24 protein-coding genes are annotated in these 26,632 nt (G+C 38.1%); 14 read left to right on the top strand and 10 right to left on the bottom strand.

What is annotated here, in order from left to right; genetic code table 11:
- Positions 1–40: 40 nt before the first annotated feature.
- The 4 genes from J0M37_04150 to J0M37_04135 all read right to left on the bottom strand — a co-directional run bounded on the left by J0M37_04150 (position 41) and on the right by J0M37_04135 (position 4,450).
- Positions 41–2,065: a carboxypeptidase regulatory-like domain-containing protein gene (locus tag J0M37_04150; GenBank protein ID MBN8584264.1), complete on the bottom strand. Its 2,025-nt coding sequence runs from the start codon at positions 2,063–2,065 to the stop codon at positions 41–43.
- Between the two features lie 18 nt (positions 2,066–2,083).
- Positions 2,084–2,944 (bottom strand): hypothetical protein, encoded by an 861-nt coding sequence (locus tag J0M37_04145; GenBank protein MBN8584263.1) that lies wholly within the window; start codon positions 2,942–2,944, stop codon positions 2,084–2,086.
- A gap of 332 nt (positions 2,945–3,276) precedes the next feature.
- Entirely contained in the window at positions 3,277–3,987 is a 711-nt protein-coding gene (locus J0M37_04140) for a hypothetical protein (protein ID MBN8584262.1), read from the bottom strand.
- Positions 3,988–4,018: 31 nt separating this feature from the next.
- The gene (locus tag J0M37_04135; protein ID MBN8584261.1) at positions 4,019–4,450 is read right to left on the bottom strand and encodes a T9SS type A sorting domain-containing protein; all 432 of its coding nucleotides are present in this window, start codon (positions 4,448–4,450) and stop codon (positions 4,019–4,021) included.
- 274 nt (positions 4,451–4,724) lie between these two features.
- Between J0M37_04135 and J0M37_04130 the strand changes: the two genes are divergently transcribed.
- From J0M37_04130 to J0M37_04065, 14 genes are all read left to right on the top strand, one after another.
- Positions 4,725–5,426 carry a lysophospholipid acyltransferase family protein gene (locus J0M37_04130; GenBank protein ID MBN8584260.1) on the top strand — a complete coding sequence of 234 codons (702 nt, stop codon included), beginning with the start codon at positions 4,725–4,727 and terminating at the stop codon, positions 5,424–5,426.
- Between the two features lie 138 nt (positions 5,427–5,564).
- Entirely contained in the window at positions 5,565–6,671 is a 1,107-nt protein-coding gene (locus J0M37_04125) for a glycosyltransferase (GenBank protein MBN8584259.1), read from the top strand.
- A 102-nt stretch (positions 6,672–6,773) separates the two neighbouring features.
- Positions 6,774–7,265: a hypothetical protein gene (locus J0M37_04120; GenBank protein ID MBN8584258.1), complete on the top strand. Its 492-nt coding sequence runs from the start codon at positions 6,774–6,776 to the stop codon at positions 7,263–7,265.
- Positions 7,240–8,055, top strand: coding sequence for a carotenoid biosynthesis protein (locus J0M37_04115; GenBank protein MBN8584257.1), 816 nt, complete (start codon positions 7,240–7,242; stop codon positions 8,053–8,055). The genes J0M37_04120 and J0M37_04115 overlap by 26 nt, the downstream gene beginning before the upstream one ends.
- 4 nt (positions 8,056–8,059) lie before the next feature.
- A complete protein-coding gene (locus tag J0M37_04110; GenBank protein MBN8584256.1) occupies positions 8,060–8,383 on the top strand; it encodes a lycopene cyclase domain-containing protein in 324 nt (107 codons plus the stop codon).
- Complete coding sequence (locus tag J0M37_04105) at positions 8,380–8,679, top strand: lycopene cyclase domain-containing protein (protein ID MBN8584255.1); 300 nt, start codon at positions 8,380–8,382, stop codon at positions 8,677–8,679. The genes J0M37_04110 and J0M37_04105 overlap by 4 nt, the downstream gene beginning before the upstream one ends.
- 56 nt (positions 8,680–8,735) lie before the next feature.
- A complete protein-coding gene (locus tag J0M37_04100) occupies positions 8,736–10,208 on the top strand; it encodes a phytoene desaturase (GenBank protein ID MBN8584254.1) in 1,473 nt (490 codons plus the stop codon).
- Between the two features lie 82 nt (positions 10,209–10,290).
- Complete coding sequence (locus tag J0M37_04095) at positions 10,291–11,301, top strand: squalene/phytoene synthase family protein (protein ID MBN8584253.1); 1,011 nt, start codon at positions 10,291–10,293, stop codon at positions 11,299–11,301.
- 113 nt (positions 11,302–11,414) lie between these two features.
- Entirely contained in the window at positions 11,415–12,926 is a 1,512-nt protein-coding gene (gene crtI / locus J0M37_04090) for a phytoene desaturase (GenBank protein MBN8584252.1), read from the top strand.
- Between the two features lie 793 nt (positions 12,927–13,719).
- Complete coding sequence (locus J0M37_04085; GenBank protein MBN8584251.1) at positions 13,720–14,448, top strand: methyltransferase domain-containing protein; 729 nt, start codon at positions 13,720–13,722, stop codon at positions 14,446–14,448.
- A gap of 10 nt (positions 14,449–14,458) precedes the next feature.
- Positions 14,459–15,682: a HAMP domain-containing histidine kinase gene (locus J0M37_04080; GenBank protein ID MBN8584250.1), complete on the top strand. Its 1,224-nt coding sequence runs from the start codon at positions 14,459–14,461 to the stop codon at positions 15,680–15,682.
- 62 nt (positions 15,683–15,744) lie between these two features.
- Complete coding sequence (locus J0M37_04075) at positions 15,745–16,245, top strand: cyclic nucleotide-binding domain-containing protein (GenBank protein MBN8584249.1); 501 nt, start codon at positions 15,745–15,747, stop codon at positions 16,243–16,245.
- 32 nt (positions 16,246–16,277) lie between these two features.
- Complete coding sequence (locus J0M37_04070; protein MBN8584248.1) at positions 16,278–18,593, top strand: glycosyltransferase family 39 protein; 2,316 nt, start codon at positions 16,278–16,280, stop codon at positions 18,591–18,593.
- Positions 18,594–18,719: 126 nt separating this feature from the next.
- Complete coding sequence (locus tag J0M37_04065) at positions 18,720–19,832, top strand: redoxin domain-containing protein (protein MBN8584247.1); 1,113 nt, start codon at positions 18,720–18,722, stop codon at positions 19,830–19,832.
- Positions 19,833–19,915: 83 nt separating this feature from the next.
- Here the strand turns inward: J0M37_04065 and J0M37_04060 are convergent, their stop codons facing one another.
- The 6 genes from J0M37_04060 to J0M37_04035 all read right to left on the bottom strand — a co-directional run bounded on the left by J0M37_04060 (position 19,916) and on the right by J0M37_04035 (position 26,482).
- On the bottom strand, positions 19,916–20,593 hold the full coding sequence (locus J0M37_04060; protein MBN8584246.1) for a cephalosporin hydroxylase: 678 nt from the start codon (positions 20,591–20,593) through the stop codon (positions 19,916–19,918).
- 177 nt (positions 20,594–20,770) lie between these two features.
- Entirely contained in the window at positions 20,771–21,613 is an 843-nt protein-coding gene (locus tag J0M37_04055) for a diaminopimelate epimerase (GenBank protein ID MBN8584245.1), read from the bottom strand.
- Positions 21,614–21,655: 42 nt separating this feature from the next.
- Positions 21,656–24,184 carry an LPS-assembly protein LptD gene (locus J0M37_04050; protein MBN8584244.1) on the bottom strand — a complete coding sequence of 843 codons (2,529 nt, stop codon included), beginning with the start codon at positions 24,182–24,184 and terminating at the stop codon, positions 21,656–21,658.
- 292 nt (positions 24,185–24,476) lie between these two features.
- Positions 24,477–24,956 (bottom strand): GAF domain-containing protein, encoded by a 480-nt coding sequence (locus tag J0M37_04045; protein MBN8584243.1) that lies wholly within the window; start codon positions 24,954–24,956, stop codon positions 24,477–24,479.
- Between the two features lie 84 nt (positions 24,957–25,040).
- Entirely contained in the window at positions 25,041–25,595 is a 555-nt protein-coding gene (locus tag J0M37_04040) for an HDIG domain-containing protein (GenBank protein MBN8584242.1), read from the bottom strand.
- Between the two features lie 281 nt (positions 25,596–25,876).
- Positions 25,877–26,482, bottom strand: coding sequence for a 2,3-diphosphoglycerate-dependent phosphoglycerate mutase (locus tag J0M37_04035; GenBank protein MBN8584241.1), 606 nt, complete (start codon positions 26,480–26,482; stop codon positions 25,877–25,879).
- Positions 26,483–26,632: the final 150 nt, after the last annotated feature.

Genomic DNA, 26,632 nt, shown 5'->3' with positions numbered 1-26,632 from the left:
AGTTAACTATTAAGTTATTAATTTATTGAAGATATAATTATCATTTGATAAGAACCATTTTCCTTGTCATTGAATAATTCCCGGCATTTAGCCTGTAAAAATATACGCCGCTTGGAAGTGATGAAGCGTTAAATGAATATTCATATTCGCCTGCCGCTAAGTTTTCACTTACCAGTGTTTTTACTTCCCTGCCAAGCATATCAAAAATTTTAAGCTCGGTAAATTCTGAGTTTTTGATATTAAACCTGATCCTGGTTACAGGGTTGAACGGATTCGGAAAGTTCTGCCCGAGACTGAAGTTATCAGGAATATTTGAACTGATATTCACGATCCCTATTACATTCATAGTATCCAGGTAAAAATTTACTGTATCCAGGTTTACCGAACCTACTGTTACCTGCCTGGTTTCAGTTTCATATCCCAGCCTTTGTACTGTTAATGAATAATTTCCCGGCGGTATATTCTGAAAAGTATACTGCTCGTTTTCGTTTGTGACTGCAAAGCTTACCATGCTGGTATCTTTTTTAAGATAAACAACTGAACCTTTCAGGAACGGAAATCCAGTACCGGGAAGCTCAGGCATAATGTTTAAATATGCGTAACCGCCAATATTTGCAGCAATGCTGCCGGCTGCTGAAAAAGCATTTTTTCTGATCACATTAATATTAATGCTGCTTAAATTCGTATTTGCGTATAATACACCGGCTGTAAGCCATTGAATTGTTGACGGGTAATAAGTCGGTACAAAACCTGTATCAATAAGCTGGTCTAATAATTCATCATCCGGAAATATCATTACTCTTAAAGTACTGTCTCTTCTGGGTACACGGTTCAGAGTATAATTTCCCAGCGCATCAACAATTGTTGAATCTACGGCAATGATCTCCCTGGTAATTACATCCATTCTGAGTATCTTTATCTTACCGCCTGTTACTACAGCATTGTTATCGGCATACCTTACCTGGCCGCTGACTGTTACTGTGGGGTAACTTCCCCACATTGCAGCACTGTAGCACCATTTACCTCCGGCTGTTGAATATTCACCGCCTGTAAACAGTATTGTATCTGTAGAATTATAAGTATAAAGAGCGTAGACATGATCATTATGCCCGGTAAGCATTCTTCCCCATATGCTTCCGTTCCAGCTTGCAATTCTGTCAACAAATAAACCTGTTCCTGTTTCCCTGAAGTTTCCGCCTACAATAAGTGTGTTCTTATAAACACTCAATGCTTCAACCGGCCCGTCATCAAGTCCGCCGCCTACATTTAACCAGTTTGAACCGTTCCATTTTGTAATGTATCTTCTGTCATTACCGCCAATGTGGGTAAAATCTCCGCCAACATACAGTTCATTATTATATACTGTTAGCGTATTTACATCGTCATCAAATTCATCGCTTTTATATGCTGTCCATGTTGAGCCATTCCACTTGGCAACATTGCTGATATTGGTTGAACCTGATTCCTCAAACCGGCCCCCTGCAACCAGGTTGCCCTGGAATAGTGTGAATGCATTGACCCTGTCACCGCTGCCGGTGAGTCCGTTACCCATTGTGACCCAGCTGGAGCCGTTCCACCGTGCAACATTATTATTTCCGCCCGGCATTGAAAAATTCCCGCCGGCAATAATGCTACCTGAGTAAACTATTAAAGCATTTACATCATCACCAAAGCCGCTTCCCATAGCAGACCAGTTCGTACCGTTCCATTTTGCAACACGGTTAGCATTTGTAATGCCTGCCTGTGTAAAGCTTCCCCCTACTATTAATTCTGAACCGGAGACGAACAAAGCTTTTACTTCGCCGTTAACCCCCGAGCCTAATGCTGACCAGGTATTAGTTATAGGGTCATAAGCGGCTATGTTCTGTGCGCTGATCCCGCCAGCTTGAGAAAAATTTCCCCCGTAAATTATTTTTCCGTTAAACGAAGTAATTGCTTTTACCGTATCGTTTGTACCGTTATTAAGTCCGCTGCCCAAAGGCTGCCAGGTATAAGCCTGTGAAAATATCAAGGCTCCCCGGGTAAAAAGTAACGCAACAATAAATATCTTAATAATTGTCTTCAAATTTATATTCCCTCTAATTTATCCGTTGTTTACCGTTAGAAATTTATCCCTAAAATCTTCCGGCTTTTCTGCATCACGCCAGGATTGCTCAAAATACAATGCCATAGCCTCTGCAAAATTCTGGTTCTTCACAATAATATCACTCCTGTTGTATCTTGATACTGTCGGATCAACAAGACTGATATAAACTATCTTTCTGTCAAATATTGCCATGTTCTGGTAAACTTTTTTAGTAAGCTTAACTTCTCCGCCTTCACCTTCGGTTTCTTTTAAAATATCTATAAGCTTTTCAGCTCCCACCACAACCCATTTGCCGCCTTCATTTATCCTGAAATTTTCGCTTACTTCATAAATTGTTTTTATAATGCCGCCGTTTTTAACAAAGTTAGCGGTAAACTCATCTATTGATGTATCCGCCATAACTTCCAGCTTATTCATAAGCAATAATTCTTTTGTTGATGCTTCCCAAAGCTGCATGAATTTTGCTGAGCGGTGTTTGTTGAATCCCTTGATAAGCTCCACGTCGACCTTTTCCCCCTCAAGCTCCTTAGCTTTAAAGATCGGCGTAAGCTTATCAAAAGAATCCTTAAGTTTTGTTGACTTGCTTACATATGTATCATGTATTTCTTTTTCTATCTTATCCTGTACAACTTTCGGATCGATAATTTCATACTTTGCTACGCTGCTCGTTTGTATCTCATTGCATATCCCTTTTTCTGTAAACGATTTAAGTATATCATATGCAGAAGAACGGGCAATTTCAGCTTTCTTTGCTATTTCGCTTGCCGTCAGAAGATTTCCTTCAAACAACACACAAAATACTTTGGATTCGTAATTTGTGAACCCTAAAGCTTCGAGATTTTGGATGATTTCTTTCATTGAATTTCTGCCGTCTGTTTAACTACGGCAATAATAATATAATAAGTTTGTTTTGTCAATACTATAAATAATTTAATATATAAACTCTTATATCTCTGTTATTTAGTAATTTATTGACTATTTAATTTGTTCTTTAAGTCTTGTTTCGTTGTTTCAATTGAACGCCTGTGGTAATTCTTTAAAAGCTCTGAATTGCTTCTATTATTATTAGTGCTTTCAAGTGTACCATTATTATAGATCCAAAAATATGTATTAGTTGAATTGAATTTGATTTTAAACCACTCTGATGTTTTCAAAATATTATTCACCTTTTTTAATGATAAAATTTATTCTTAATTATCGTCTGCAACGCCATCTTTGTTATCGTCAAGGAACACTTTTCTAAATGATGATTTTATGTTGTTATCAATCATATCAGCATTCTGCGGAAGGTTTGGATTTAGAACGGTTGTCCCGTTTTTAAACCAGCCTGTTTTGTTGAATAGCATTGTGAAATTATGAGTTTTGTTCTTTACATTGCTTGATTTGTTAAAATTGATAACAATATCCATCGATTTTTTTGATTTGTATATAAAAGGCGTTCCGTTATAGGTGCCTTTTACTATGAATGAATATCTTTGGTTTTCACCGGTACCTTCGATAAACTCAGGATCTGATATCTGCTGGCCATCTTCTGCTTTATGCACCTGGAATTTTGCCTTTGTATAAATATCGCGTACAACATAACCTTTCATAAGTTCTTTCAAGCTGCCGTTTAGATCAAGGCTAATGACATAAGGTCCAGTGTGGTGAAGCTGATTCAACCCGTCTCTTTCTCTTTCATACTGTATATCTGTAATCAGTGCCTTTGCTTCGGTTATTACCACAACATCAGCCGGATTATCTGAAATATTATCATCAGCTTTAACGTTTACACTAAGCTCCGTTGCTCCGCTTGGAATTACTATATCTCCCCCTATATCGCAACCGGTTATTAAAAAAGGAATAATGTTTAAAATTGCTGCCGAAATAAAGAGCCTTAATGATTTATTTATTGTTTTCATATTTTATTTGAAATTTATTTCTTTATATTTTTTATTTTAATTTTTTTGTTATTGAGTATTCACCGGTTATAACTGAATAATAATAAATTCCTTCTGAAAATTTTGAGCTGTTCCAGGTAACTTTGTGATCACCTTTGCTGAAACTGCTTCTTGCCAGTTCATCGATCGTGTTTCCTTTAGCATCATAGATTTTTATATTAACAAATCCCGGTTTTGTTAGCTTGAATTCAATTACATTATTAGTGTTGATTGAATTGTAAAAATCACCAGCGGAAGTAAAGTCAGAATTTCTCTCTGTCACTTTTTCCTCTATTTCGCCTGGCAAATTGCCTGAACCCATAGACCCGGTTAACTTTATTTCACATGATGGTAATTCCCATTTCATATCTTTAACTGATTGTGAATTTATTGGAAAAGCTACCGAAATTACAAAAAACATGGCTGTAATTAACTTAAATTTCATTATCTCTTATTTTTATGTGTATTTTTTAAATTTTAGCTATTTTTTATTAACTTAAATATTGCCGTATGTATAACTACGGCAATAATAGCAGATTATTTTCCGTTTGTCAAGTGCTATTTTCTAGGGTTTTTCGGTAGAGTATTTTAATATGTTGTTAAATAATTAGTTTATGCTTTTAAAAAAATATTATTTTGTTTAGTATTTCTCACATACTACAGTCACTTTGAATATTGGATTTTATAAGAATTATTGATCACTTATTTTTGCACACCGGATGATAACCGCAAAAAAAAATAAATTTATTGGCAGGCTGTTCTCTTTATACCATAAAAGGCTTTTAAAAAAGCATTTTTATGCGGTTCACATTAACGGGCTGCAGAATATTCAGGCTCTAAATCCTTCATTGCCGGTAATTATGTATGCAAACCATTCAAACTGGTGGGATGGATTTATCGCTTACTTTCTTACAAACCGCGTATTGAAAAAAGATGATTACCTTATGATGGATATTAAGCAAATGATGAAATATTCTTTCTTTAAATTCATCGGTGTATTTTCTGTAGACCGGGAAAAACCTGCCGAAGCAATCAGGTCAATTAGCTATGCTGCTGATTTGATCAGGGGCAGTGAAAGGTACCTTTGGATTTTTCCGCAGGGTGAAATGTTTCCCCAGGATAAACGCCCGCTGAATTTTTATTCAGGTATTTCAAAGATCGCAGAGAAAGCCGGGAATGTATATCTTATTCCTGTTTGCTTCAGGTATGAATTCCTTATGGAACAGCGGCCTGAAATATTTATATCTATCGGCAGCCCTGATATTTTTTCCGGAAAAAATGAAAGCAGCCTGCCGGAGAAGCTGCGCAGTAAGCTTGAGTCACAGCTTGACATCCTGCGGGATGACGTAGTTTACGGAAAGACAGAAAACTTTATAACCATTTTTAAAGGAAAAGATTCCCGCAACAAATCATTTGATTGAAATTACTTTGCTTATATTCCCCTCTTGAGAGGAGTGCTGCGAAGCGGCGGGGTGTATTATTTATATTCATAATTTAAACAATAAGGTCAAACTCTGCTTTACTACAACATACTAATTACGGCTATTCTCTTCGTGCTGATGCTTATCTGCATATGGAATCTTTATATCCTCCGCAGAAAAAGCTATCCGAAAATTAATGATGAGAAACTCCCGTTTGTTTCAGTGCTTATACCCGCAAGAAACGAAGAGCATAATATTTCGCAGATAGTAAACTCATTGCTTGTGCAGGATTATCCTTCATTTGAAGTAATAGTTCTCGATGATAATTCCGATGACAGTACCGGTGAAATATTACACAATATCAAAAAGTTACATCCGCAGCTTAAAATCTTAAACGGCAAGCCGCTTGAAAAAGGATGGACCGGAAAATGTTTTGCATGTAAACAGCTCTTTGAAGCTTCAGCGGGTGAATACATATTGTTTACCGATGCCGATACTCTTCATAATAAGAACTCACTTCGTGATTCCATTACAATTGCGCTCAAAAGAGATGCGGATATGGTAACATTATTTCCTAAAATGACCATGGTAAGCTTCGCCGAAAAGCTGGTAATGCCGATGTTATGGTTCACAGTGATGATGATGCTTCCGTTCTACTTTGTTGATAAAAAAGGCTTCATAAAATTTTCGATCGGGATAGGGCCTTTTATGCTTTTTAAAAGGTCTGCTTACGCTGCTATTGGTGGGCATGATTCTGTAAAGAATGCAATAGTTGAAGATGTATGGCTTGCGAGAAAAATTAAAGAGCACGGCCTGCAGCTAATTGTTGAAGACGGCCAGCATATGCTGAGTGTCAGAATGTACAGGAATTTTAAGGAGATATGGAACGGATTTTCAAAGAATATATTTGCGGGATTTGAATTTTCTTCAATTGCCCTATTTTCTGTTAATTTGCTCTATTTTTTGCTGTTTTTTATTCCTTTTTTGTTATTTTTTATTCAGTTATCTTTGCAATTCAGCTTAAATTTTCTGCTGATTTTAACCGGAATTCAGGTTTTAATATTATATCTTACACGGATAATTATCTCAGCAAGGTTTAAGCTTGGCATCATTTCAACGCTTCTGCATCCCGTTGGCGCATTATCGGTTCCTGTCATAGCCATGAATTCATGGCGCTGGATAAAAGCCGGTTCAGGCGCAAAATGGAAAGGCCGTGTATACAATCCCGCAGAAGACAATAAATAACATATTTATATAAATAAATTTTTAATGAAAAGTATAATTATATTTTTTTCCATTTTGATATTAAGCGTTTCCGTCCTTCGGTCAGAAACAGTATCTTTTACTATGTCAGCAGAAGTTGAACGGAACACATCAATAGGTCTTGAAAAGGATTTTGTAGCTAATTACATTAAAGATCTTCAGATCTATCCGAAATTTTTTCCGAATATAGTAAGCGTAAGCAAGCTTAACGATAAAGAAAGCGAGTGGCTTTACAGAGTTGAAGCTCCGCTTGCTACTCCTTATAACCTTACATTCGTACTAGAAGATAAAAGCTCCGGCGATACACTCCTTTTTGAATCAAAGGATAAAACCAACGATTATCTTTTCTGCCAGGGAATATTAAGCCAGCCAAGTGAAAAGAAAACCAAGATAGTATTCCTGTTTAAAATTTCTATGACACGTGAAAAAGCCAGTGATATACATTTTTTAGCGGGAGTTCTGGGTGAAAAATTCCTTAGTGAGCAGATGAAAGATAAGCTTGAGGGCGATCTTGAAACCTTTATATCCAAAGCAACAAAAGATATGTATATTGCAAGCAGAACTTCAGGAAAATAAAGCTGCAGCAGGTTTAATATTAAAAATTCTCACAGGGATCCTGATCGTAATGTTCCCTTTTGGCTTTATTATCATGTTTACAGAGTTCGGCAGCAGATTTCTCTGGACAACAACGATCTTTTTAGGGCTCGAGGCCCTTATTACCTTCATCATCCTAACCAAACTGGCAGATCTTCTTTCGGTTGTTATCACCACAGCGGTAATTTTTATGGCATCATGGTTCATTGAGTATTGGGGTGTTACCACCGGTTTTCCGTTCGGCAGTTATTCATATAGCGGTATACTTTCTCCGCATATAGGCGGTGTACCGCTTGCAATTATGTTTGCATGGTTCACACTTTCATCCTGCTCGCTTCTTGCCGCAAGGTTCCTGCTTAAAGGCAGCTCTGAAATATCCGCAATTTCAATTGCTTCGGTATTCATACTTGCTGCAGATGTATTGCTCGAACCATTCGCAGCGTTTGTAAATAAATTCTGGCTTTGGAGCGAATCGGCAATACCAATGCAGAATTTTGTAAGCTGGTATGCAATTGGGCTTATTTTCATATTTACGTTTTCACAGCTAATAAAATGGAATAATAATGCTGATTACAGCTCTGCCCTGTATAAGATACCTGTAATTATCATGCTTATTAACATTGTGAATTTTGCCGTAGTGAACATATTCAATAATTATATTACTATTACAGTTTTTGGGCTCCTGCTATTTGTGATCTTAATATTACCTGTAATTTTAATTAAGAATAAAAAACACTCCGGCTCAGATATTTCTCCGGGAAATAATATATAAATTATTGCATTCTGAATATTTTTTGGTTCTCGCCGTAAGTATTGCTGCTCCGCTGGTACTCAGCTTCAGCAAAAAAATGGATTTTTATAGATATCCATCCCGGCTTATATTCGCAATACTGATACCGTTTATAATCTTTACCTTATGGGATAGTTTTGTTACAGCACGCGGCCACTGGAGCTTCAATCCCTTGTATACAGTTGGCTTCAAAATTTTAGGTCTGCCTATTGAAGAGATCCTTTTCTTTATAGTCATACCTTTTTGCGGACTCTTTACCTGGGAGAGCGTTAAGTACTTTACCCGTAATATGAAATCGGAGGATAAATGAAGGAATACACAATTCTTGCGTTTGTATCCGTAGTAGTGGCTGTGTTTTTTGATTTTTTTTTACGAACCAAACTTCTTGTAAATAAAAAGTTCTGGATTTTTTGGTGCGTAATGTTTGTTCTGATATTTATTGTGAACGGTTATTTGACCTGGAGACCCATTGTTCAGTATGGCGAGGGATTCTATCTTGGTATAAGGCTGTTCACAATCCCGATAGAAGATTTTATTTACGGTTTTTCACTTTTAACCATGAACATTTCTTTATGGGAATTCTTTTCCCGTAAACTAAAAAAATAAATTCCCCTCTTGAGAGGGGTGTCACGCCAAAGGCGTGACGGGGTGTGTTTATATTCTTGAAGAAAAAAATTATTGTTATCGGCAGCGGGTTTGGCGGACTGGGCGCAGCTATACGCCTGGCAGCCAAAGGCTATGATGTGGAAATTTTTGAAAAACGCGATAAACCCGGGGGCAGGGCTTACGTCTATGAAAAAAACGGCTTTAAATTTGATGGCGGCCCAACTGTTATTACTGCCCCTTTTTTATTTGATGAGCTCTTTGCACTGGCAGGTAAGAAAAAAGAGGACTACTTTACTCTAAAGCCGCTTGATCCGTTCTACAGGATCTTTAATCATAAAAAAGAATTTTTCGATTATAATTCAGATACGGAATTTACTTTAAGCCAGATAGAAAAATTCAGTCCCGAAGATAAACAGGGATATCTTGATTTCATCAAAACAACAAAGGCTATTTTCCAGAAAGGATTTGTAGAGCTGGCTGATAAGCCCTTCAATACTTTTGGCGATATGATGAAAATTGTGCCTGATATGATCAAGCTGCAGTCACACAAAACAGTGTATCAATACGCATCAAAATTCATTAAAAATGAATTTCTGCGCGAGTGTTTTTCCTTCCACCCATTATTGGTGGGCGGCAACCCATTTGATACAACTTCTATTTATGCGCTTATTCATTACCTTGAGCGTGAATGGGGCATACATTACGCTATGGGCGGGACGGGTACGGTCGTAAATGGGCTTGTAAGATTTTTCCTGGAGCTTGGAGGAAAAATTCATTACAATATTGATGTAAAGGAAATAACAGTAAAAGATAAAAAAGTTACGGGTATAATGCTTGAAGATAATACTTTTATTCCCGCAGATGCTGTGGTTTCTAATGCAGATGTTGCCTATACCTACCGTAATATGATAGGTAAACAATACCGCAGTAAATATTCTGACCGTAAAATTGAAAATATGCGATATAGCATGTCGCTTTTTGTTATATATTTCGGTACAAAAAAACGCTACAATAACGGCAGTATTGCGCACCATAATATAATACTGGGTCCTCGCTATAAAGAGCTGCTGAATGATATATTTAAACGTAAGATTTTAGCTGAAGATTTTTCATTATATTTGCACATGCCAACCATAACGGATAGCTCAATTGCTCCCGATGGCTGCGAAGGTTTTTATGTATTATCGCCTGTTCCGCACCAGGGTTCAGGGATTGACTGGAGTACTGAAGCAAAACCGTACCGTGATAAAATTATGCGGTTCCTTCAGGAGTCATACCTGCCTGAGCTGGAAGAAAATATAATAGCTGAACATTATATTGATCCGCTTCATTTTGAAGGTACCCTGAACAGTTATCTTGGTTCAGCATTTTCAGTGGAACCGATCTTCACTCAGTCAGCCTGGTTCCGTCCGCATAACCGCTCTGAAGATTTTGAGAACCTGTATTTTGCCGGCGCGGGTACTCATCCCGGTGCAGGATTGCCCGGTGTGCTTTCATCGGCAAAAATTGTTGAAAAGCTTATTGATTGAATATATTGAAATGTCACCTCATTTCCTTTTCTTGCTGAGGAGAAAATGAATGAATAAAGAAAACAAAATTTAGTAATTACGAATGAAGGAAATATTACACTCTGTTGATTCCATAACACCGATGAGCTGCACTTTTGATGAGTGCAGAGATTACACGCGCAATTTTGCCAAGAGTTTTTACTTTTCATCATTTCTGCTCCCTAAGGAAAAACGCGCTGCTGCATATGCAGTTTATACCTTCTGCCGTTATGCAGATAATATTGTGGATGGCGGAATTATGGCTTCGACAGAAAACATTCGTGAAAAATTCAATGAGCTTAATTCATTTCTTGATGATGTTTACAATATCCCGGGTGAAGCAATAGAAACCGGAAATATAAGCAGTATTCTTCCGGCGCATATTAACCGTTCTGCTTTTGCCGAAACCGTTATCAAATATAAAATACCGCGAAAATATTTCAATGATCTCATCGAAGGTGTTTGCATGGATACTGAACATAAACGGTACAAAACCTTTGCTGAACTTGAAAATTACTGTTACAAGGTTGCTTCTGTTGTAGGGCTAATTATGACTGAAATATTCGGGTACACTCATAAAGCAGCTCTCCCGTATGCTGTTTACCTGGGCAAAGCAATGCAGTTAACCAACATTCTGAGGGATATAAAAGAAGATTACCAGATGGGCAGGATTTACATTCCGGAAGAAGAATTGAAATGTTTTGAATATTCAGAAGAGGATATTGCATCAGGCAGTATGAACGAAAATTTTGCCATGATGATGCGCTTTAATATTGATAGAGCCCGGGCATATTACGAGCTTTCAACACACGGCTTTCCGTATCTTACCAATGACGGTTCCCGCACAACAGTTGTTTTGATGTATAAAATTTATTCCCGCATACTCAGTGAGATCGAAGCATACGGATATGATATTTATTCAGGCAGAAGATTTGTAAGCACTGCTGAAAAGCTTAAGCTGACAGGCTTGTATTTATTAAACAGAAGCGAAAGAAGAAAATACTCCAAGCTGCCGGATTCAAAGCATCATGAGCGCCTTCGTTCACTGTATCCCAACATGAATTTTGATATGTAACATTTGTCTTTTTTTGGACTGCATTGACTGTCTCAATGCGTTATGACAAATAACCCGTTTCACCCCGATGCTGGTCTTGTGACCAACAAATAAACAATTCCCGTTGATACACATTGAAACCATCCCAAATTAAAACAAAATCAATCACTATTATAGGCTCAGGTCTCGGCGGTCTCTCCGCAGCCATCCGGCTGGCACATGCGGGATTTGATGTAACCGTTTACGAAAAAAACTCCTCGCCGGGCGGCAAAGCCCAATCATTAGAGCTCAACGGTTACCGGTTCGATACCGGCCCTTCGCTTATTACTATGCCCTTTGTCATAAGGGAGCTTTTCCAATCCGTTGGTGAAAACCCGGATGAATGGCTCTCATTAAACAAACTCACCAATCTCTGCAGATATTACTACCCTGATGGCACGGTATTGAATGCCTATTCTGATTTAGAGAAATTCGAAGAAGAGATTGAAGCTAATACAAACGAAAACAGGAACTCTCTTTATAAATATCTTGAATACTGTAAAACCATTTATGATCTGACAGCAGATATTTTTTTATTTAAAGATCTATATAGCGCGGGAACATACACTAATTTTAAAGCCTTAAAGACACTCTTTAAGCTGCATAAAATAGATCCCTTCCGTACAATGAATGAAGCCAACCGTTCATTTTTTAAGGATGAACGCATCCTGCAGCTATTTAACCGCTACGCAACGTATAATGGCAGTGATCCGTTTAAATGCCCCGCCACATTAAACATTATTCCTCATGTTGAATATTCAATTGGCGGATATTTCGCTTCAGGCGGAATGTATTCTTTAACTGAAGCGGTATACATGCTCGCATTGAAAAAAGGCGTGAAGTTCAATTTCAATTCACCCGTTGAGAAGATTATTACGGATGGAAAAAACGTTAAAGGCATCAGAGCCGGCAGCAAAGAAATTTTTAGTGATACTGTAGTTTCAAATGCTGATGTGTACTCAACTTATGGAAAATTGCTGAATGATAACAAAAGCTCCGCTGCAAAAAAATATAACAAGCTCGAACCATCTTCATCAGCGCTGGTGTTCTACTGGGGAGTTAATGTAACTTCACAAAAACTCGATGCACACAATATTCTGTTTTCCGCTGATTATAAAAAGGAATTTGAAGAGCTCTTTGATAAAAAAATATATCCCGCTGACCCCACAATTTACATTTATATTTCCTCAAAATTCTCGCAGGGCGATGCGCCTCGAGGCAAAGAGAACTGGTTCGTAATGATAAACGCGCCGAATGCACAACTTTCTCTCCCTGAAAGGGAGAGACTGAGATGGGGTATTAATGAAATCAAAGAAACAATACTCCACAAAATTAAGGCATTGACGGGGTATGATATAAAAGATAAAATTGAAACAGAATCCATAATGTCACCTCAGGATATTGAGGAGCAAACAGGAAGCTTCGGAGGCAGCATTTACGGAATATCATCCAACAGCCGCAATGCGGCATTTTTACGCCAGCCAAACATGTCAAAGCAGTATAACGGACTTTACTTCACAGGCGGCTCTGCCCACCCGGGCGGCGGTATACCGCTGGTTATACTTTCTGGTAAAATAGCCGCAGAAAAAATTATCAAAGAACGGTAAAATTTTTTTCCGGCGTTGGTGTTCTCACCAACGCCTGAATTTTAATAACGTTGTCGTTGGTCAAAAGACCAGCAACGGCGTTTGAATTTCATTGTCTCACTTGTCTCATAAAATAAACTCAAATATATTTTTTTCTGCATATTGTTTGATAACGTTATGAAACTGCAATGTTTCTCACCAATGGTGGTTTTTGAGTATAAATGAGACATTTGAGACACGAACTCACAAAAATCCCTGGAACCTGTTAAATACCGGTGGTTTTTTAAGCAGCAAACAAGTTTTTGTTTATGATATTCTCATTTTAAGCAGGGAAAATTTAGTATATATATGCAGTATGCATATATAGCAAATATAATATATACTGCCGGACTTGTCAAGCCCAAAAAATAAAAATAAGAATAACCGGAGACACAACGGGGTCAAAAATTTTCTGTAAAGCGAAACGCCGTTTCGATTGCCCGAATCAGCGATTCGAGCTACAAAAATTTGGCGTAACCCTGCAAAGGTACTTTGGTTATTGTCGTTGGTGAGAACCTTAAAAAAGACAGGCACCAACGACGGCGAAGTAAAAGAAACCACCCCTCAATCCGGCTGTCGCCGGATTTCTTCCCCTCCTTAAATAAAGGAGGGGAGCTATATAAATCTCTCCGTGTTCTCCTTGACTCTGTGGTTAAAAAGCCTTTGTTTTTATGAACTTTTTACCGTTTTTTGGTAACTCCTTCCCTCATTACATCTCGTTAAGGCAGGAAAATTATATTTTTATTGTTAACCCTATCAGTTATTTTTTGTAACGATGGCAGATAATATCCGCGAAAAAGCTATACATACAGAAAACAAGCTGAAGGCAAAATTATATTCAAAAATGCCGGATTATATATTCAGCAACGATCTGTACGAAAACTGGATAAAAAATAATTTGAATTTTCAATCTGTTTGGATAGATGCCGGATGCGGAAACAACAGCCTGGTAAAGGAGTTTGAAGAGATCGCCCCAAACGGAACGGGAATAGATGAAGTTATTCACCCGGAATTGGTGACATCAAGTGATCGTTTCATAAACACAACTCTGGAGAATATACCATTTAGAGATAGTTCCGTTGATCTTATTACAGCCAATATGGTAGTAGAGCATATTGTAAATATCAAGCTTGTACTAAAAGAATTCCACAGGGTATTGAAGCCCGGCGGACGATTTATATTTAGAACAACGAACAGATTCTACCCCTCGCTTTTTATTGGTAACCTGCTGCCAAAAAAAGTGAAAGATCTTATTATATACAAAATCTTCGGTGTAAGATCACATGATATATTTGTAACCACATATCCCGCAAATACATTAAGTGATATTGAGAGGTTATTTAACAGAAGCGGTTTTGAGATCGAAGAGCTGACTGCAGTCGAAGATATCCACATGTTTAATCCATTTGTTTTTAATGTTTCATATATGTTATACAAAGTTCAGAGATTAAATTCATTTAAATGGCTGAGAAACTGCATAGTCTGCTCAGTGGTTAAGAAGTAAAAACTCGAATATGAAAAGCTACGGCTCAGCAAATATAAAGATCGCGCTTTTGGTAACCGGTGTTGTAATTATCATTGCAACACTTATTTACACACAGGTACTTGTCTCCGATATCCTTGAGCGTGAGCGCGAAATTGCAAATCTTTATGCCAAGGCTATTGAATATATCGCAACTGATGAATCACAATCAGGTGAATATAACTTTGTTCTCAGCAATGTTGTAAGCTCTAACACAATTAACTTTCCTATTATTGTTACCGATGCTAAATCAATGGAGCCGACTTTTACAAAGAACCTTGAAATAGATTCTACCCTGCCCCGCCAGAAACAGGTCGAGATCATTAAAGGCATGATAGAAAAAATGGATGAAATAAATCCGCCTATCAAGGTTACTTTTCAGGATTCCGTGGTTTTAAGTTATGTACATTACGGCCAGTCAAAAATAGTTGACAGGCTTAAACAGCTTCCTATTATACAGTTCATAGTTGCGGGAATATTTATATTCCTGGGTTACTTTGGCTTTAATTATATCAAACGCACAGAGCAAAGCAATATATGGGTAGGCTTATCAAAAGAAACAGCTCACCAGCTTGGCACGCCGCTTTCATCGCTTATGGGATGGAATGAGCTTATTAAAGCCGCAGCAACAGACCCGCTGAAAGTCACCCAGCTTTCAGAGGAAATGTCAAATGATATTGACCGCTTAAGCAAGATCGCAACCCGTTTCAGCAAAATTGGATCCAAGCCTGATCTTAAGCCGGAAAATATCCATGAAATTATAAAAAAGGTTGTTAAATATTTCGAGATAAGGATACCAAGTATTAGCAAAGGTACCTTTGAAGGCAATACTAAAAAGAAAATTGATCTTGAAATTAAAGGGCTCACCACTTCAACAGCGCTTGTTAACCGCGAATTGTTCGAATGGGTAATTGAAAACCTCACCAAAAACGCTCTGGACGCAATAGAAAATTCAGCGGGCAGCATTACATTTGATATTGAAGAAAAAGGGAGCCATATTTTTATTGATGTAACCGATACAGGTAAAGGTATAGACCTGCGTTTTAAGAAAGATATTTTTCGCCCCGGTTACAGCACAAAGCAGCGGGGCTGGGGGCTTGGCTTAAGCCTTTCCAAACGAATTATAGAAACTTACCATAAAGGCAAGCTGTTTGTAAAAGAATCCGAGCCCGGAAAAGGTACTACGTTCCGCATCAGGCTGGATAAAGCAGCTTAACAATTACCAATGAGCAATTAACAATTAGCAATGAGCAATTAACAATTTTACAATAAAACATTATGTTTGGTAAAAATAATTCAGACCGGGATCTTTTAAAAACCAGGCTGAAAGAATGTCCGTTATTCAGCAGTTTTTCGGGCAGGGAAATAAGCTCACTGCTGGAAATTTCGCATATTCGCGACTATTCTGAAGGCGAAAAAATTTTCACCCGCGGAACTATAGGGCTTTGCTTCTATATAATAGTTAAGGGTTCAGTTAATATTATTGCTGAATCCGGCGATAAAGTCCATGTTTTAAAGCAGCTTTCAGAAGGAGATTATTTTTCTGAAGTACACCTGTTCAGCGAAACTACCCATTCAGTCAGTGCCGCTGCTGCAGAGATCACGCGGCTGATAGTTTTCGCGAAACCGGATTTTGAAGACTTAATAAAAAAAGATCCCAAAGCAGGCAACAAGGCTCTGCTTAAGTTCCTTGAATACTTCGGTGAAAAACTGGATGAATTATACAGTGAAAATAAAGATCTAAAACAAAAACTATCAGGGCTTTTAAGTCAAATTTAAAATTAATCTTTAAAAAATCGTAAGTCTGATAATTGAAAAGATATTCTGAATATATACAAAAACTTTTTCAAAATAAAATATCTGTAATAGCATCTCTTATTATTTTTAAACTGGTATTTCAGCTTATAGTTATTCAAAGCGGCTTAAGATGGCTTACCGCAGATGATTACAGCAGAACTGTAATTTCATGGGACTGGCTGCAGAATCCCCGTATATATTCAGGCGTTTGGCTAAGTACACACTTTTGGCTTAATGGATTATTTATTTGGATCTTCCGTGATCTGACCCTGGCGCCGGTTATATCAAGTACTGTTTTTTCTATATTGACCCTGGTATATTTATATCTTCTCTTCGAAAAGATCTTCACCAAACAAATTGCAGTAATATCATGCCTGCTGTTCGCTGTTTTCCCTTTCCAGGTTTGGCTAAGCACATCGGCAATGCCTGAATTCCCGTTCTTCTTTTTTGTTACAGCAGCTTTCTACTATTTTATATTGTGGTATAATGGATTACAAATGCGCTCCAAAAGTCATGTTTACCTTATTGCAGCCGCTGTTAGCCTGAATTTTGCCAACCTTTTGCGTTATGAAGGTTGGTTCTTCACAATAGCATTTATTATAATGGTTCTTCTGCTTTCCTACAGAAAGTTCCGCTTAACCAAAGAGCTGTTTATCAATTTCGGGTATTCCTTTATTTCGTATCTCAGTATCTTATGGTGGCTTTGGCAGAATTACAGCGATTACGGCGATGCGTTTTTCTTTATAAAAGAAACTACGAAGATTTACGCAGGCTTAAGCAGCGCGGGATTTATTCAAAGAAGCATTCAGTATCCCTTTTTCATATTCTATATTGCCCCGCTTACAACTGTACTTGGATTATGGAAAATTATTAGGACCGTGAGAAATAAACATAACGGTTTCCTTGGTAATTTTTCCCTGTTAAGGGTTTTCCTGCTGTTTAATATTATAGAGCTTGTTCTGCTAATGTTTTCCGGTATTGTAGGTTCCGGGGGAACAAATATGATCTCAAGATATATTGTACTCAACGCAATACTCTTCTTTCCGTTTGCCGTTTGGCAGCTTTGCGATCTGAGAAAGTATATACTCATAGGAGGTTCGGTTATACTGATAACTGTCAATATGATATGGAGCTTCTACTATCAGCAGGCATACCGGGAAGATACCTTTGAAGTTGCACAGCTTACCAAGCAGCTTATTGATATAAATTACCTGGAGCCGGGTGATAAAATATATTTTGAAATGGTACCCGGGTATTATGATATTTATCCGCTGCAGGTTATTTCAAACGATCCTTCTAGGTTTAACAGCGATACAATACCTACATACTTCGCAGTTGATCCGCCTGTATCAAAAAAACTTTCGAAGAAAAAACGTGAAGAAGAGCAGCTGAAGCTAAATATACTTGAAGTAAGGAAGTTCATAGAAGAGAAAAAAATAAAGCTTTTTATTGTAAGGAGCGACCTCTTGATAGACAAGCTGAAAAAGCTAAGCTATAAATTCGAAGTGATCGGAGACTACCATCTCTTTTATATTTCAAACAGCAAGATATACTACAAACGCGGCAGCGAGCGTGATTCCACAGGCAGGAATATACAGGTAACCAACGGAAGCAAACAGCTTGGCCCTGATGAAATATCATTTGATAAAAAACTTGTCCTGAAAGATTTCCGTATTGATAATACTAACTTCGGTATGAACCCGCAGACTATAACTTTAAACTGGCAGATAGCAGACGCTTCTATACTGGATAGTCTTAATTCTGAAAATGAAGAGTTCGGCAGGTATAAAACTCACCTTGAGCTCACACCGGTTGATAATGATACGGCAGCTTTTGATACGTACAATAATATTTTTTCAGAACGTAACGTAGAAGAATTTTTCGAAACGGAAGAAATAAAAAATATTTTAATAATAAAACCTTTTGCGGCGCTTAATTATTCCGTTAAATTCAAATCATCGCCGTTTGAAAGCGGTTTATATGAAATACATCTTTCAGTATTTGACGAAGTAACCCGCAAAGAGCTTCCGGTATATATTGGAGACAGTGTTTATATAGATAAGTATGATTTTATTACTCTGAATGATACTGTTAAAACGGATTCAACTTGGCTGAATAAAAAAATCAGGGAACACCGCGACAAATTTCTCAAAAAACCATATTATCCTATCGGACGGATCATAGCAATGTTCCCCAATGTTAATTACAATGCCTTAATGAAAAAATCTTCTGATGTTTCGCAGATAATTATCCGCAACGGTTTTATGCTTCCTTTTTTGAACCGCTACCAGGGAGACCATATGCTGGATATAGTATTCACATATTTTTAAGATCATTCAGGCAGCGGGAACAAATTAACTCAGCCAAAGTAAAACTCTTATATAATTTAATATAAAATATTAATTTTTTAAAATATGGGTATTTTTCAAATAAAATTAAGGTTTTTGGCTGCTTTATTGATATTATTCATCTCAGGCAATATATATTCAGGCGGGAACGGTTTACAGGTTGGTGAAACTTCACCGAACCCGGAATTCCTGTTCGAAAACAGCTATGATGTTACTGCCGGATTAAGAAGCACCGTAAATTTATATGATTATAAACAGGATAAAACCCTTCTGGTTGCGTTTATGCCGGATATTTCTTCACAGAATAATTATGCCGAGGTAATGATCTCAGCTTTTGATACATATTTTTCAAAAGGAATGGCATTCGGGGAACCCTATCAATGGCAGTTTTACAGGGGCAGCCTGAAAGTGCTGATAGTTACCAATAATGACCAGTCAACAGTAAGAGATATTTTATATAATAATGGTTATGAATTTGATATAGCGCCGGATATTAACCTTGATATGGCACATTCATTCGGAATAACCAAATGGGATTCTGGTTCAGAAGGTTCGTATGTTTATATTGTTGATAAAAATAACATGATAACTTATGCAAACCACGACTATAAAGGAGAAGGGGAAAAATTAAGAGCAGTCCAGAAAGAATTGTTCACACAGTTTAGCATTACTGATCCGGGCAGCCGGCTTTCAGAATTCACAAATACACTTTACCCGGGAGATGCAGCCCCTGATTTCGAATATTCATTCAGCTCTTTAAAAGGAAATGATATTTCATCCGGAAACACGGGAAGGTTAACTGATTACATTGGTAAAAAGAACGTAATACTTGCATTTTATCCGGCTCCATTTAGTATGAGCTGCGCCATGGAGCTTACTACCTTTGATGCTTATGCAGAAAAACAAACACTGCAGAATATTTCAAATTCACAGCTTGGTTCGGTTGATGATGTTGAAATTCTTATGATCAGCAATTCGGGACTGGAGATACTGGATAAATGGAAAAATGATATGAATGTGAAAAATGTAAAGCTGGTATCTGATTACAACGGGGAAATATCATATAAATACTCAAGCTATAATTCGCTTGGTTATAACAACAGAACACTATTTATAATAGATAAAAATGGAATGATCTCATATATAGACTGGAACTATATTGTTGATGAAAAAGATTTTTCAATGGTAAAGGATCATCTTAAATTAATAAGCGAAAAATAAGTTTTTAAGCAGCTATATTCATAAACAATCCCCCAAGGATAAATAAAACCCCGCTTTAAAGCGGGGTTTTTTATTAATACTTATTATTTCTTCTTTAAATATCCCTTTGGGTTAAAGCTCATAAAAAATTTTTCTCTGGAACTGTCAGTTTCAAATTCCGGGTGAGCAGGAAGGAATTTTTCCATCGCTTCCATGGGTCCCGGACCCTGCCCGAAACCGGAGTATACGGGGTGCCCGTTAATGTTTGAATCTTCCACAACAAGATACTGCCCCGGTGTTACGAAACCGTGGTACAGTTCAAGCTCTTTATATACATGATCGCAGGAGTGGTCTGAATCAAGTATCACCATTACCCGTTTTTTATCCTTTATCAGTGAGCTTACCTGCGATAATATTCCTTCCGAAGTGCTCGAACCCATCAGGTATTTAATTCTGGGATGCTGCGGCATATCAGGCATAGCGTCGACATCAATAGTTATAACTTCGCCATCAATTCCCATCATATCAAAAAGCTTGGCGTAATAAAGCGTGCTGCCGCCATGGAACGTGCCGCACTCAATTATTACATCGGGTTTGGTCTCCCATAATATTTCCTGGTAAATCCACAGGTCATTGGGGCACTTAAATACTTTCTTTCCCATAAAATAGGTATCTGCCCAAACCTTACTGTAATAATATTTGGCATGAAACTCTTCTTCAATGTTTTTTGGCGGATTAATTATCCTGTTAATTCTTGCGAGTATTCTTTTAAAAAATATCATTTTAGTTTGTCATGCCCGCGAAGGCGGGCATCTAAATATTGATTCAAAAATGAAAAATTGAGTAAATATGCTAAAATTTTTGATTCTTGAAATTAAGAAACTGTTTCAGGCACTTGAGTAAATTTAATAATAATTGTTGAGACGTGCCAGCGGCACGTCTTTACAGGATAGAAAACTTCATAAACTTCCCTCACCAAACTTACGCGCGCTGCCTGTTAAGCTTAGACCTAAAACCCTGCCGGCTTCAATCATTCCATTTACCTTCAGCACTTCACCGCTTTGAACTTTGATCTTCACAGGAGATGTGAATCCTTTTTTCAGCATAGCAATTATGCCGGTAGAAATTATCCCGGTGCCGCAGGCAAGCGTTTCACGCTCAACACCGCGTTCATAGGTCCGCAGGCGGATAGTGCCGTCGTTTAATACCTGTGCAAAATTAACATTCCCGCCATTTGGTTCAAAATCTTTATGAAAGCGGAGCTTTCTGCCTGTATTATCAACATCCAGCTTATCCATATTGCTGCAATTCAAGTACAGCTTATTTAAATCTTCATCAATAAATACAATGATATGATCGGAACCAACATTAGTGCAGCTTACACTAAGTGGTTTTTCTGTTTCATCTGTAATTATAATATCAGTCCTTATTTCTTTTGGTTCAGGAAAATCAATTTTGACGGTTTCATCATCCAGAATTTCAGCAATATAGGTATCATCAACTGCTTCAAGCGTGAATTTCTTTTTTTCTGTAATATCGGTTTTAAATGCAAACATCGCTATACATCTTGCGCCGTTGCCGCACATTGCGCCGAAGCTCCCGTCACGGTTGTAATAGTTCATTCTAACCGCTGCACCTTCGCTTATTGGTTTATCGGCAAAAATTACACCATCTATCTGCGGGAAATTATCAGTGCAAAACTTAATGGTAAGCTCCTGCTGTTTTTCAAACGGAATTTTTTCTGTGATGTTATCTATCATCACAAAGTCATTTCCTGCGCCGCTGTATAATTCGTATTTCATGTAAACAATTTTTGCTTTTTCACTTCTGCTTTTTCACTCAGTTTAAAACACTCCCCTGTAATTTGTCTGTTTGGTCACCTTAATATCCTGAAGCTGCGGAGCTTTTATCCTCAGCTCAAATTTAAACCCGCGGTAAACACCGGTCGGCACCCAGTTAAAGCTCATTTCCCAGCAATGTAGGTCGCGGTATATTGTTACATACGGAGTTGAAAACTGCTGAAGGAAAATATCATACCCTGTTGTAAAAGTGAATTTCCAGTTCCTCGTCAAATTAAAATTCAGGTTGCCTGAAATATTGGAAAATTTGCTTATCACACTTGGCACAGGCTTTAAAATACTGTAGTTATACCCTAAAGTAACTGACCATGGTATTGAAAAATCAACAGGCTTATCCCCGTAAATTCCAACATATTCGCTTTCATAAGTACTGCTTTCGTTCAGCTCACGTTCTTCATCAGTGGAATCATTTTCATCAACTATCTCTCCCCCGGCCAGCGTTGTTGAAAGTGAAATATTAAAGCTTGTAAGCTGCGCCAGCTTTTTTTCTTCATTCCATAAAAAACGGTTAATCCTGCCAACTCCATCTACATATTTATACAGGTTAAATGATGCGCTGCCTCCGATATTCAGAAAACTTCCTACCTGGGTTCTGTAGCTGATCCCAAGCTCACTGAAGCGAAGGCTATCAGCAGCAAAATTGTAATTGATACCTGCGGTTAGATTCAGCAGCTGGAACTTGGTATCTGTTGAGTCAGTATCTTTTACCTTCATTTCAAAAACATTGCCTACAGAAAAATTCAAAGCCTGCTGCTCGCCTAACGGCGCACCGCCGAATACTTCACGCTCATAAATAGAATATTTAACCTCCTGGCCATACTGGTTGGTGTAAGATTTATAAGCGTTCCACTGAGGCTCGCTGAAATCCGGCGTATAGCTGTATGTAATTGATGGTGTTACCGTGTGCCTGAATCCCCTTATTCCGAAAAAGCGGGTATTGAAAAGACCAATCAGCCTGGTATTAAGAGATACACCGGTGTTAAAATACCTGAAAGCCTTAAAGCCATCAACATTATTTGTTGTAACAGTACTATCAGCAGGATTGAAAATTTTTTCAACCGATTTATTATACCATATTTCATTATAATTAAAAAATGGCGTGAAGCTGAACTCCGATACTTTTAACGGAGCATTTATACTTACAAACTGCCTGATACCTCCGCGGGTATTGCGGTTAAAGTTACCGTCTATAATTGCTGAGTTCACAAGCCGTTTTTCATCTATGTATTTGAACTGAGAGTTATAAGAATAGGATAGCTGTTCATACCATTTGAGATCAAGCAGTGAAGTGTTTTTTCCGCGGAAAGGGAATGTCTGGCTTCTGTTAAATGTAACTAGCGGAATTGTCTGCAGAATTTCCCCGGTTGTCAGGTTCTGGTCACGGGAATAATTCAGTGTTAATGAATTCGGCGTACCTTCCCAGAATTTGCTTAGTGTAACATTAGAAAGAGCATTTTGCCTTAAAAGATCATCCAGGTTATTTGTTGAAGTATTGTAATAGTTTTTACTGCTCAAAAAATTCACATTTGCGTTAAGCGTTGTTGTAGGGTCTATGGTCTGATTATGATAAACCCCTATTCTCCATTCATCACTGAAAACCTTATCATTATCAGTATCCTCACCAAGCCTTATTCTGGAGCCGCCAATATCAACACTTCCTGAGAGCTTATAGCGCAGCACATAACGGAAGCGGGAGCTGAGGTCAATTCTGCCTTTTGTATAATAATTACCCTGCAGCGCAATATCATAATAATCATTTATCGCCCAGAAGTAACCCAGGTGTGAAAGATACCTTCCGTAAGTCGGGTCTTCGCCGTAAGCCGGGGGAATAATGCCGCTTGAGCGGCCTGAGTGGTTGGGAAAAATTCCGAACGGCAGCGCAAATATTGGCACATCATCAATATAAAGATAAACCGGCTCTGCAATTACCCTGTCTCCCTGTATTATCTTAAGCTTAGGGCTTCCGAAGTAATAATCAGGCTCAGCTTTATCACAGGTTGTATACCTTCCGTTTTGTATAAAGAAAATATCCTCATCTACTTTTTTTATTTTCTCGCCAAGGTAGTAACCGCCTTCCAGCTCGGTTGAGCCCATATCTATCACTCCCTTGCGGGTTGAAAAATTATAACGCAGCTTAGCTGCATCATATCTTTTAGAGCCTTCCATAAATATCGGGGTTCCAATAAACTTTCCGGGCTTGCTGGTATCCGGAATCCCGTTTGCCTCCATTATTGAACTTTCGCGGTAAAGTGTTATTCTGGCGGCTTTCAGGTCATACTCCTTATGCTTTAGCTCCGCATCGCCGTATAACATAAGCTTATCACCTGATACATCAAATATTGCGGAATCACTTGCGGAATATTCAATGATAGCGTCAATATCCCCTGATCGGGTTGAATCAATTGTGTTTTTTACTGAATCATTTATCGGGACATAAAGAAGCGAATCACCTGATTGCTGTGAGTATAATTGTGATGCTATTAGAAATAGAAATATTTTGAAATAGGATTTCAAATTTCAACTTTTAAATTCAAAAGAGGTGATTTTGAGTCAGCAGGTTTACCCGCTCTATTAAAACTCAAATTTCGTACAAGTAAACCGTTGAAACGGTTTAACAATACTAACCCGCATATTTACCCATGACTGAAGTCATGGGCTAAAGAAAATTACTGTAAACGAACACTCGGTTTAATGCAAAAAAAAACGACCATTAAACTTTTCCAGCCCACGGATTTATCCGTGGTATTGAAAAATTAAAAAATCCATAAACCGTTTTAACGGTTTATGTAAGTTATTGGTGAGGTCATCATAACTTCACCCAACCGCATAACTCTTCAAGATACTTCTTATCAATATCATCAAACAAATTCAGGCTGTCTGAATCAACATCAAGTACACCCCAAACTTCATTTTCTTTTAACAGGGGAATAACAATTTCACTCCTTGATAAGCTGCTGCAGGCAATGTGCCCCGGAAATTTATCAACATCAGGAACAATTACAGTTTCACGCCGCAGAGCGGCTGCTCCGCAGACTCCCTTACCCATCTGTATCCTCGTACATGCAACGGGTCCCTGGTACGGACCCAAAACAAGCTCATTACCTTTAAGCAGATAAAACCCTATCCAAAGGAAACCCGGCATATTATACTTTAACACTGCGCATATATTGGCAAGATTCGCAATAATATCAGTTTCTTCGGCAATTAGCGCTTTTATTTGCGGCAGCAGCTGTTCATACCGCTCTGCCTTGGTGAGATTTTCTGATATTTTGATTTCTTCTGGCATACAGTTATTCCCCTCTTGAGAGGGGTGTCACGCTTAAGCGTGACGGGGTGTGTTTAACTTTATTTTCTCATAACCGGAAACATTTTACATTCCCATTTTATCAGCAATTCCGGTAATAGCGTTCTTAGTGAATTCGATATGCTCCTCAAGCGGTACGCCAAGCGCGGCCGCGCCGCCAGTGATATCATCACGGTTTACGTTTCGCGCAAATTCTTTCTTCTTCATTTTTTTTATAACAGAATCCGTCTTCACATCAGCCAGCTTTTTTTCGGGCTGCACAAGCGCGCATGCAACAATAAAGCCTGAGAGCTCATCAACTGCAAAGAGCGTCTTTTCCATCAGCGAAATTCTTTCGAATCCTGTATAATCAGCATGTGAAAGTATTGCACGCACAATTTCATCGCTGTAACCCCGCTCTTTTAATATTGCGCTGCCTTTTACCGGGTGTTCTTCAGCTGTAGGGTGTATTTCCCAGTCAAAATCATGCAGCAAACCCACTGCAGACCATTTATCTTCATCTTCCCCGAATTTGCGGGCATATTGCCGCATGGCTTCTGCCACGGCATACATATGCCTGCGCAGATTTTCGTTCTTCACAAATTCGTGTATTATTTCCAGTGCTTTATCGTATTCTGTCATAATATTTAAACCGCTAAGACCGCAAAGTACGCAAAGAAAAGCTATCTTTTGCGAGACCGCTTTAGCTGTCAAAGCAATCTATTTGTAAAAAAGGGAGGAGCCCTTTGTCCCCCGCTCTAAAGAGCGGGGATAATCATATTCATATACTGCCAATTCCCTGTACAGAGCCCCGCTGGGGCGTCTCAAATATTGATATTACCTGTATCAAATCCCATAAGTTATAGACGTGCCAACTGTTTAACCAGTCTGGGCGGCACGTCTCTACAGCAAATATCTCAGCTTTACAGTTCTTTCTTGGAAACTATATTCAGACCATTATCAAGCTCATATAAAATAGGCACACCGGTTGGGATCTCAACTTTTACGATCTGCTCGCCTGATAATTTTTCGAGGTGCATAATTAAAGCGCGCAAAGAATTACCATGTGCTACTATAAGGATATTTTTTCCTTCTCTAAGCATCGGTTCAATTTTTTTATAATAATAAGGCAGTACTCTTTCAGCAGTATTTTTCAGGCTTTCTCCTCCCGGAGGGGGAACGTCAAAGCTTCTGCGCCAGATGTGGACCTGGTCTGCGCCAAATTTTTCACGGCATTCATCTTTGTTCAATCCCTGCAGGTCGCCATACATTCTTTCATTCAGCGCTTCGTCGCGTTCGCATACCAGATGTTTAAATCCGGCTTTCTGGGCTGCAATTTCGTATGTTTTGGTAGCTCTTTGCAGAACAGAAGAGAACGCTTTATCGAAGGTCATACCTTTTAACTTTTCGCCGGCTAACGATGCTTCTTCTTCACCTTTTGGCGAAAGCGGGATATCGATCCATCCTGTAAAGCGGTTTTCCAGATTCCATTGTGATTGTCCGTGTCTAATTAGTACTAAATTGGGCATAATTTCCTGTATTTGTTTAATTTTTCAAAAATAATAAAGTTCAATATAAGAGTTAGAAAAATAGGGTTAAATACCCTAAATTTTCATCATCTATAACACATAATTTAAGCTTTCATAACAGAACTTAATACAAAAAAATCCAGCAAATCA

The organism is Ignavibacteria bacterium, from assembly GCA_017303675.1.
Classification (GTDB): domain Bacteria; phylum Bacteroidota; class Ignavibacteria; order Tepidaquicellales; family OLB5; genus OLB5.
Note: the sequence above shows the minus strand (reverse complement) of the source record. Positions and strands in the feature narration are given on the sequence as shown.

Coding starts and splice junctions, on each gene's coding strand:
- J0M37_04120 (MBN8584258.1), top strand. CDS start 6,774: ATGTCAGCAGAAGTTGAACGGAACACATCAATAGGTCTTGAAAAGGAT.
- J0M37_04080 (MBN8584250.1), top strand. CDS start 14,459: ATGAAAAGCTACGGCTCAGCAAATATAAAGATCGCGCTTTTGGTAACC.
- J0M37_04125 (MBN8584259.1), top strand. CDS start 5,565: ATGCTTATCTGCATATGGAATCTTTATATCCTCCGCAGAAAAAGCTAT.
- J0M37_04075 (MBN8584249.1), top strand. CDS start 15,745: ATGTTTGGTAAAAATAATTCAGACCGGGATCTTTTAAAAACCAGGCTG.
- J0M37_04055 (MBN8584245.1), bottom strand. CDS start 21,613: ATGAAATACGAATTATACAGCGGCGCAGGAAATGACTTTGTGATGATA.
- J0M37_04095 (MBN8584253.1), top strand. CDS start 10,291: ATGAAGGAAATATTACACTCTGTTGATTCCATAACACCGATGAGCTGC.
- J0M37_04045 (MBN8584243.1), bottom strand. CDS start 24,956: ATGCCAGAAGAAATCAAAATATCAGAAAATCTCACCAAGGCAGAGCGG.
- J0M37_04130 (MBN8584260.1), top strand. CDS start 4,725: ATGATAACCGCAAAAAAAAATAAATTTATTGGCAGGCTGTTCTCTTTA.
- J0M37_04035 (MBN8584241.1), bottom strand. CDS start 26,482: ATGCCCAATTTAGTACTAATTAGACACGGACAATCACAATGGAATCTG.
- J0M37_04085 (MBN8584251.1), top strand. CDS start 13,720: ATGGCAGATAATATCCGCGAAAAAGCTATACATACAGAAAACAAGCTG.
- J0M37_04135 (MBN8584261.1), bottom strand. CDS start 4,450: ATGAAATTTAAGTTAATTACAGCCATGTTTTTTGTAATTTCGGTAGCT.
- J0M37_04040 (MBN8584242.1), bottom strand. CDS start 25,595: ATGACAGAATACGATAAAGCACTGGAAATAATACACGAATTTGTGAAG.
- J0M37_04145 (MBN8584263.1), bottom strand. CDS start 2,944: ATGAAAGAAATCATCCAAAATCTCGAAGCTTTAGGGTTCACAAATTAC.
- J0M37_04140 (MBN8584262.1), bottom strand. CDS start 3,987: ATGAAAACAATAAATAAATCATTAAGGCTCTTTATTTCGGCAGCAATT.
- J0M37_04105 (MBN8584255.1), top strand. CDS start 8,380: ATGAAGGAATACACAATTCTTGCGTTTGTATCCGTAGTAGTGGCTGTG.
- J0M37_04060 (MBN8584246.1), bottom strand. CDS start 20,593: ATGATATTTTTTAAAAGAATACTCGCAAGAATTAACAGGATAATTAAT.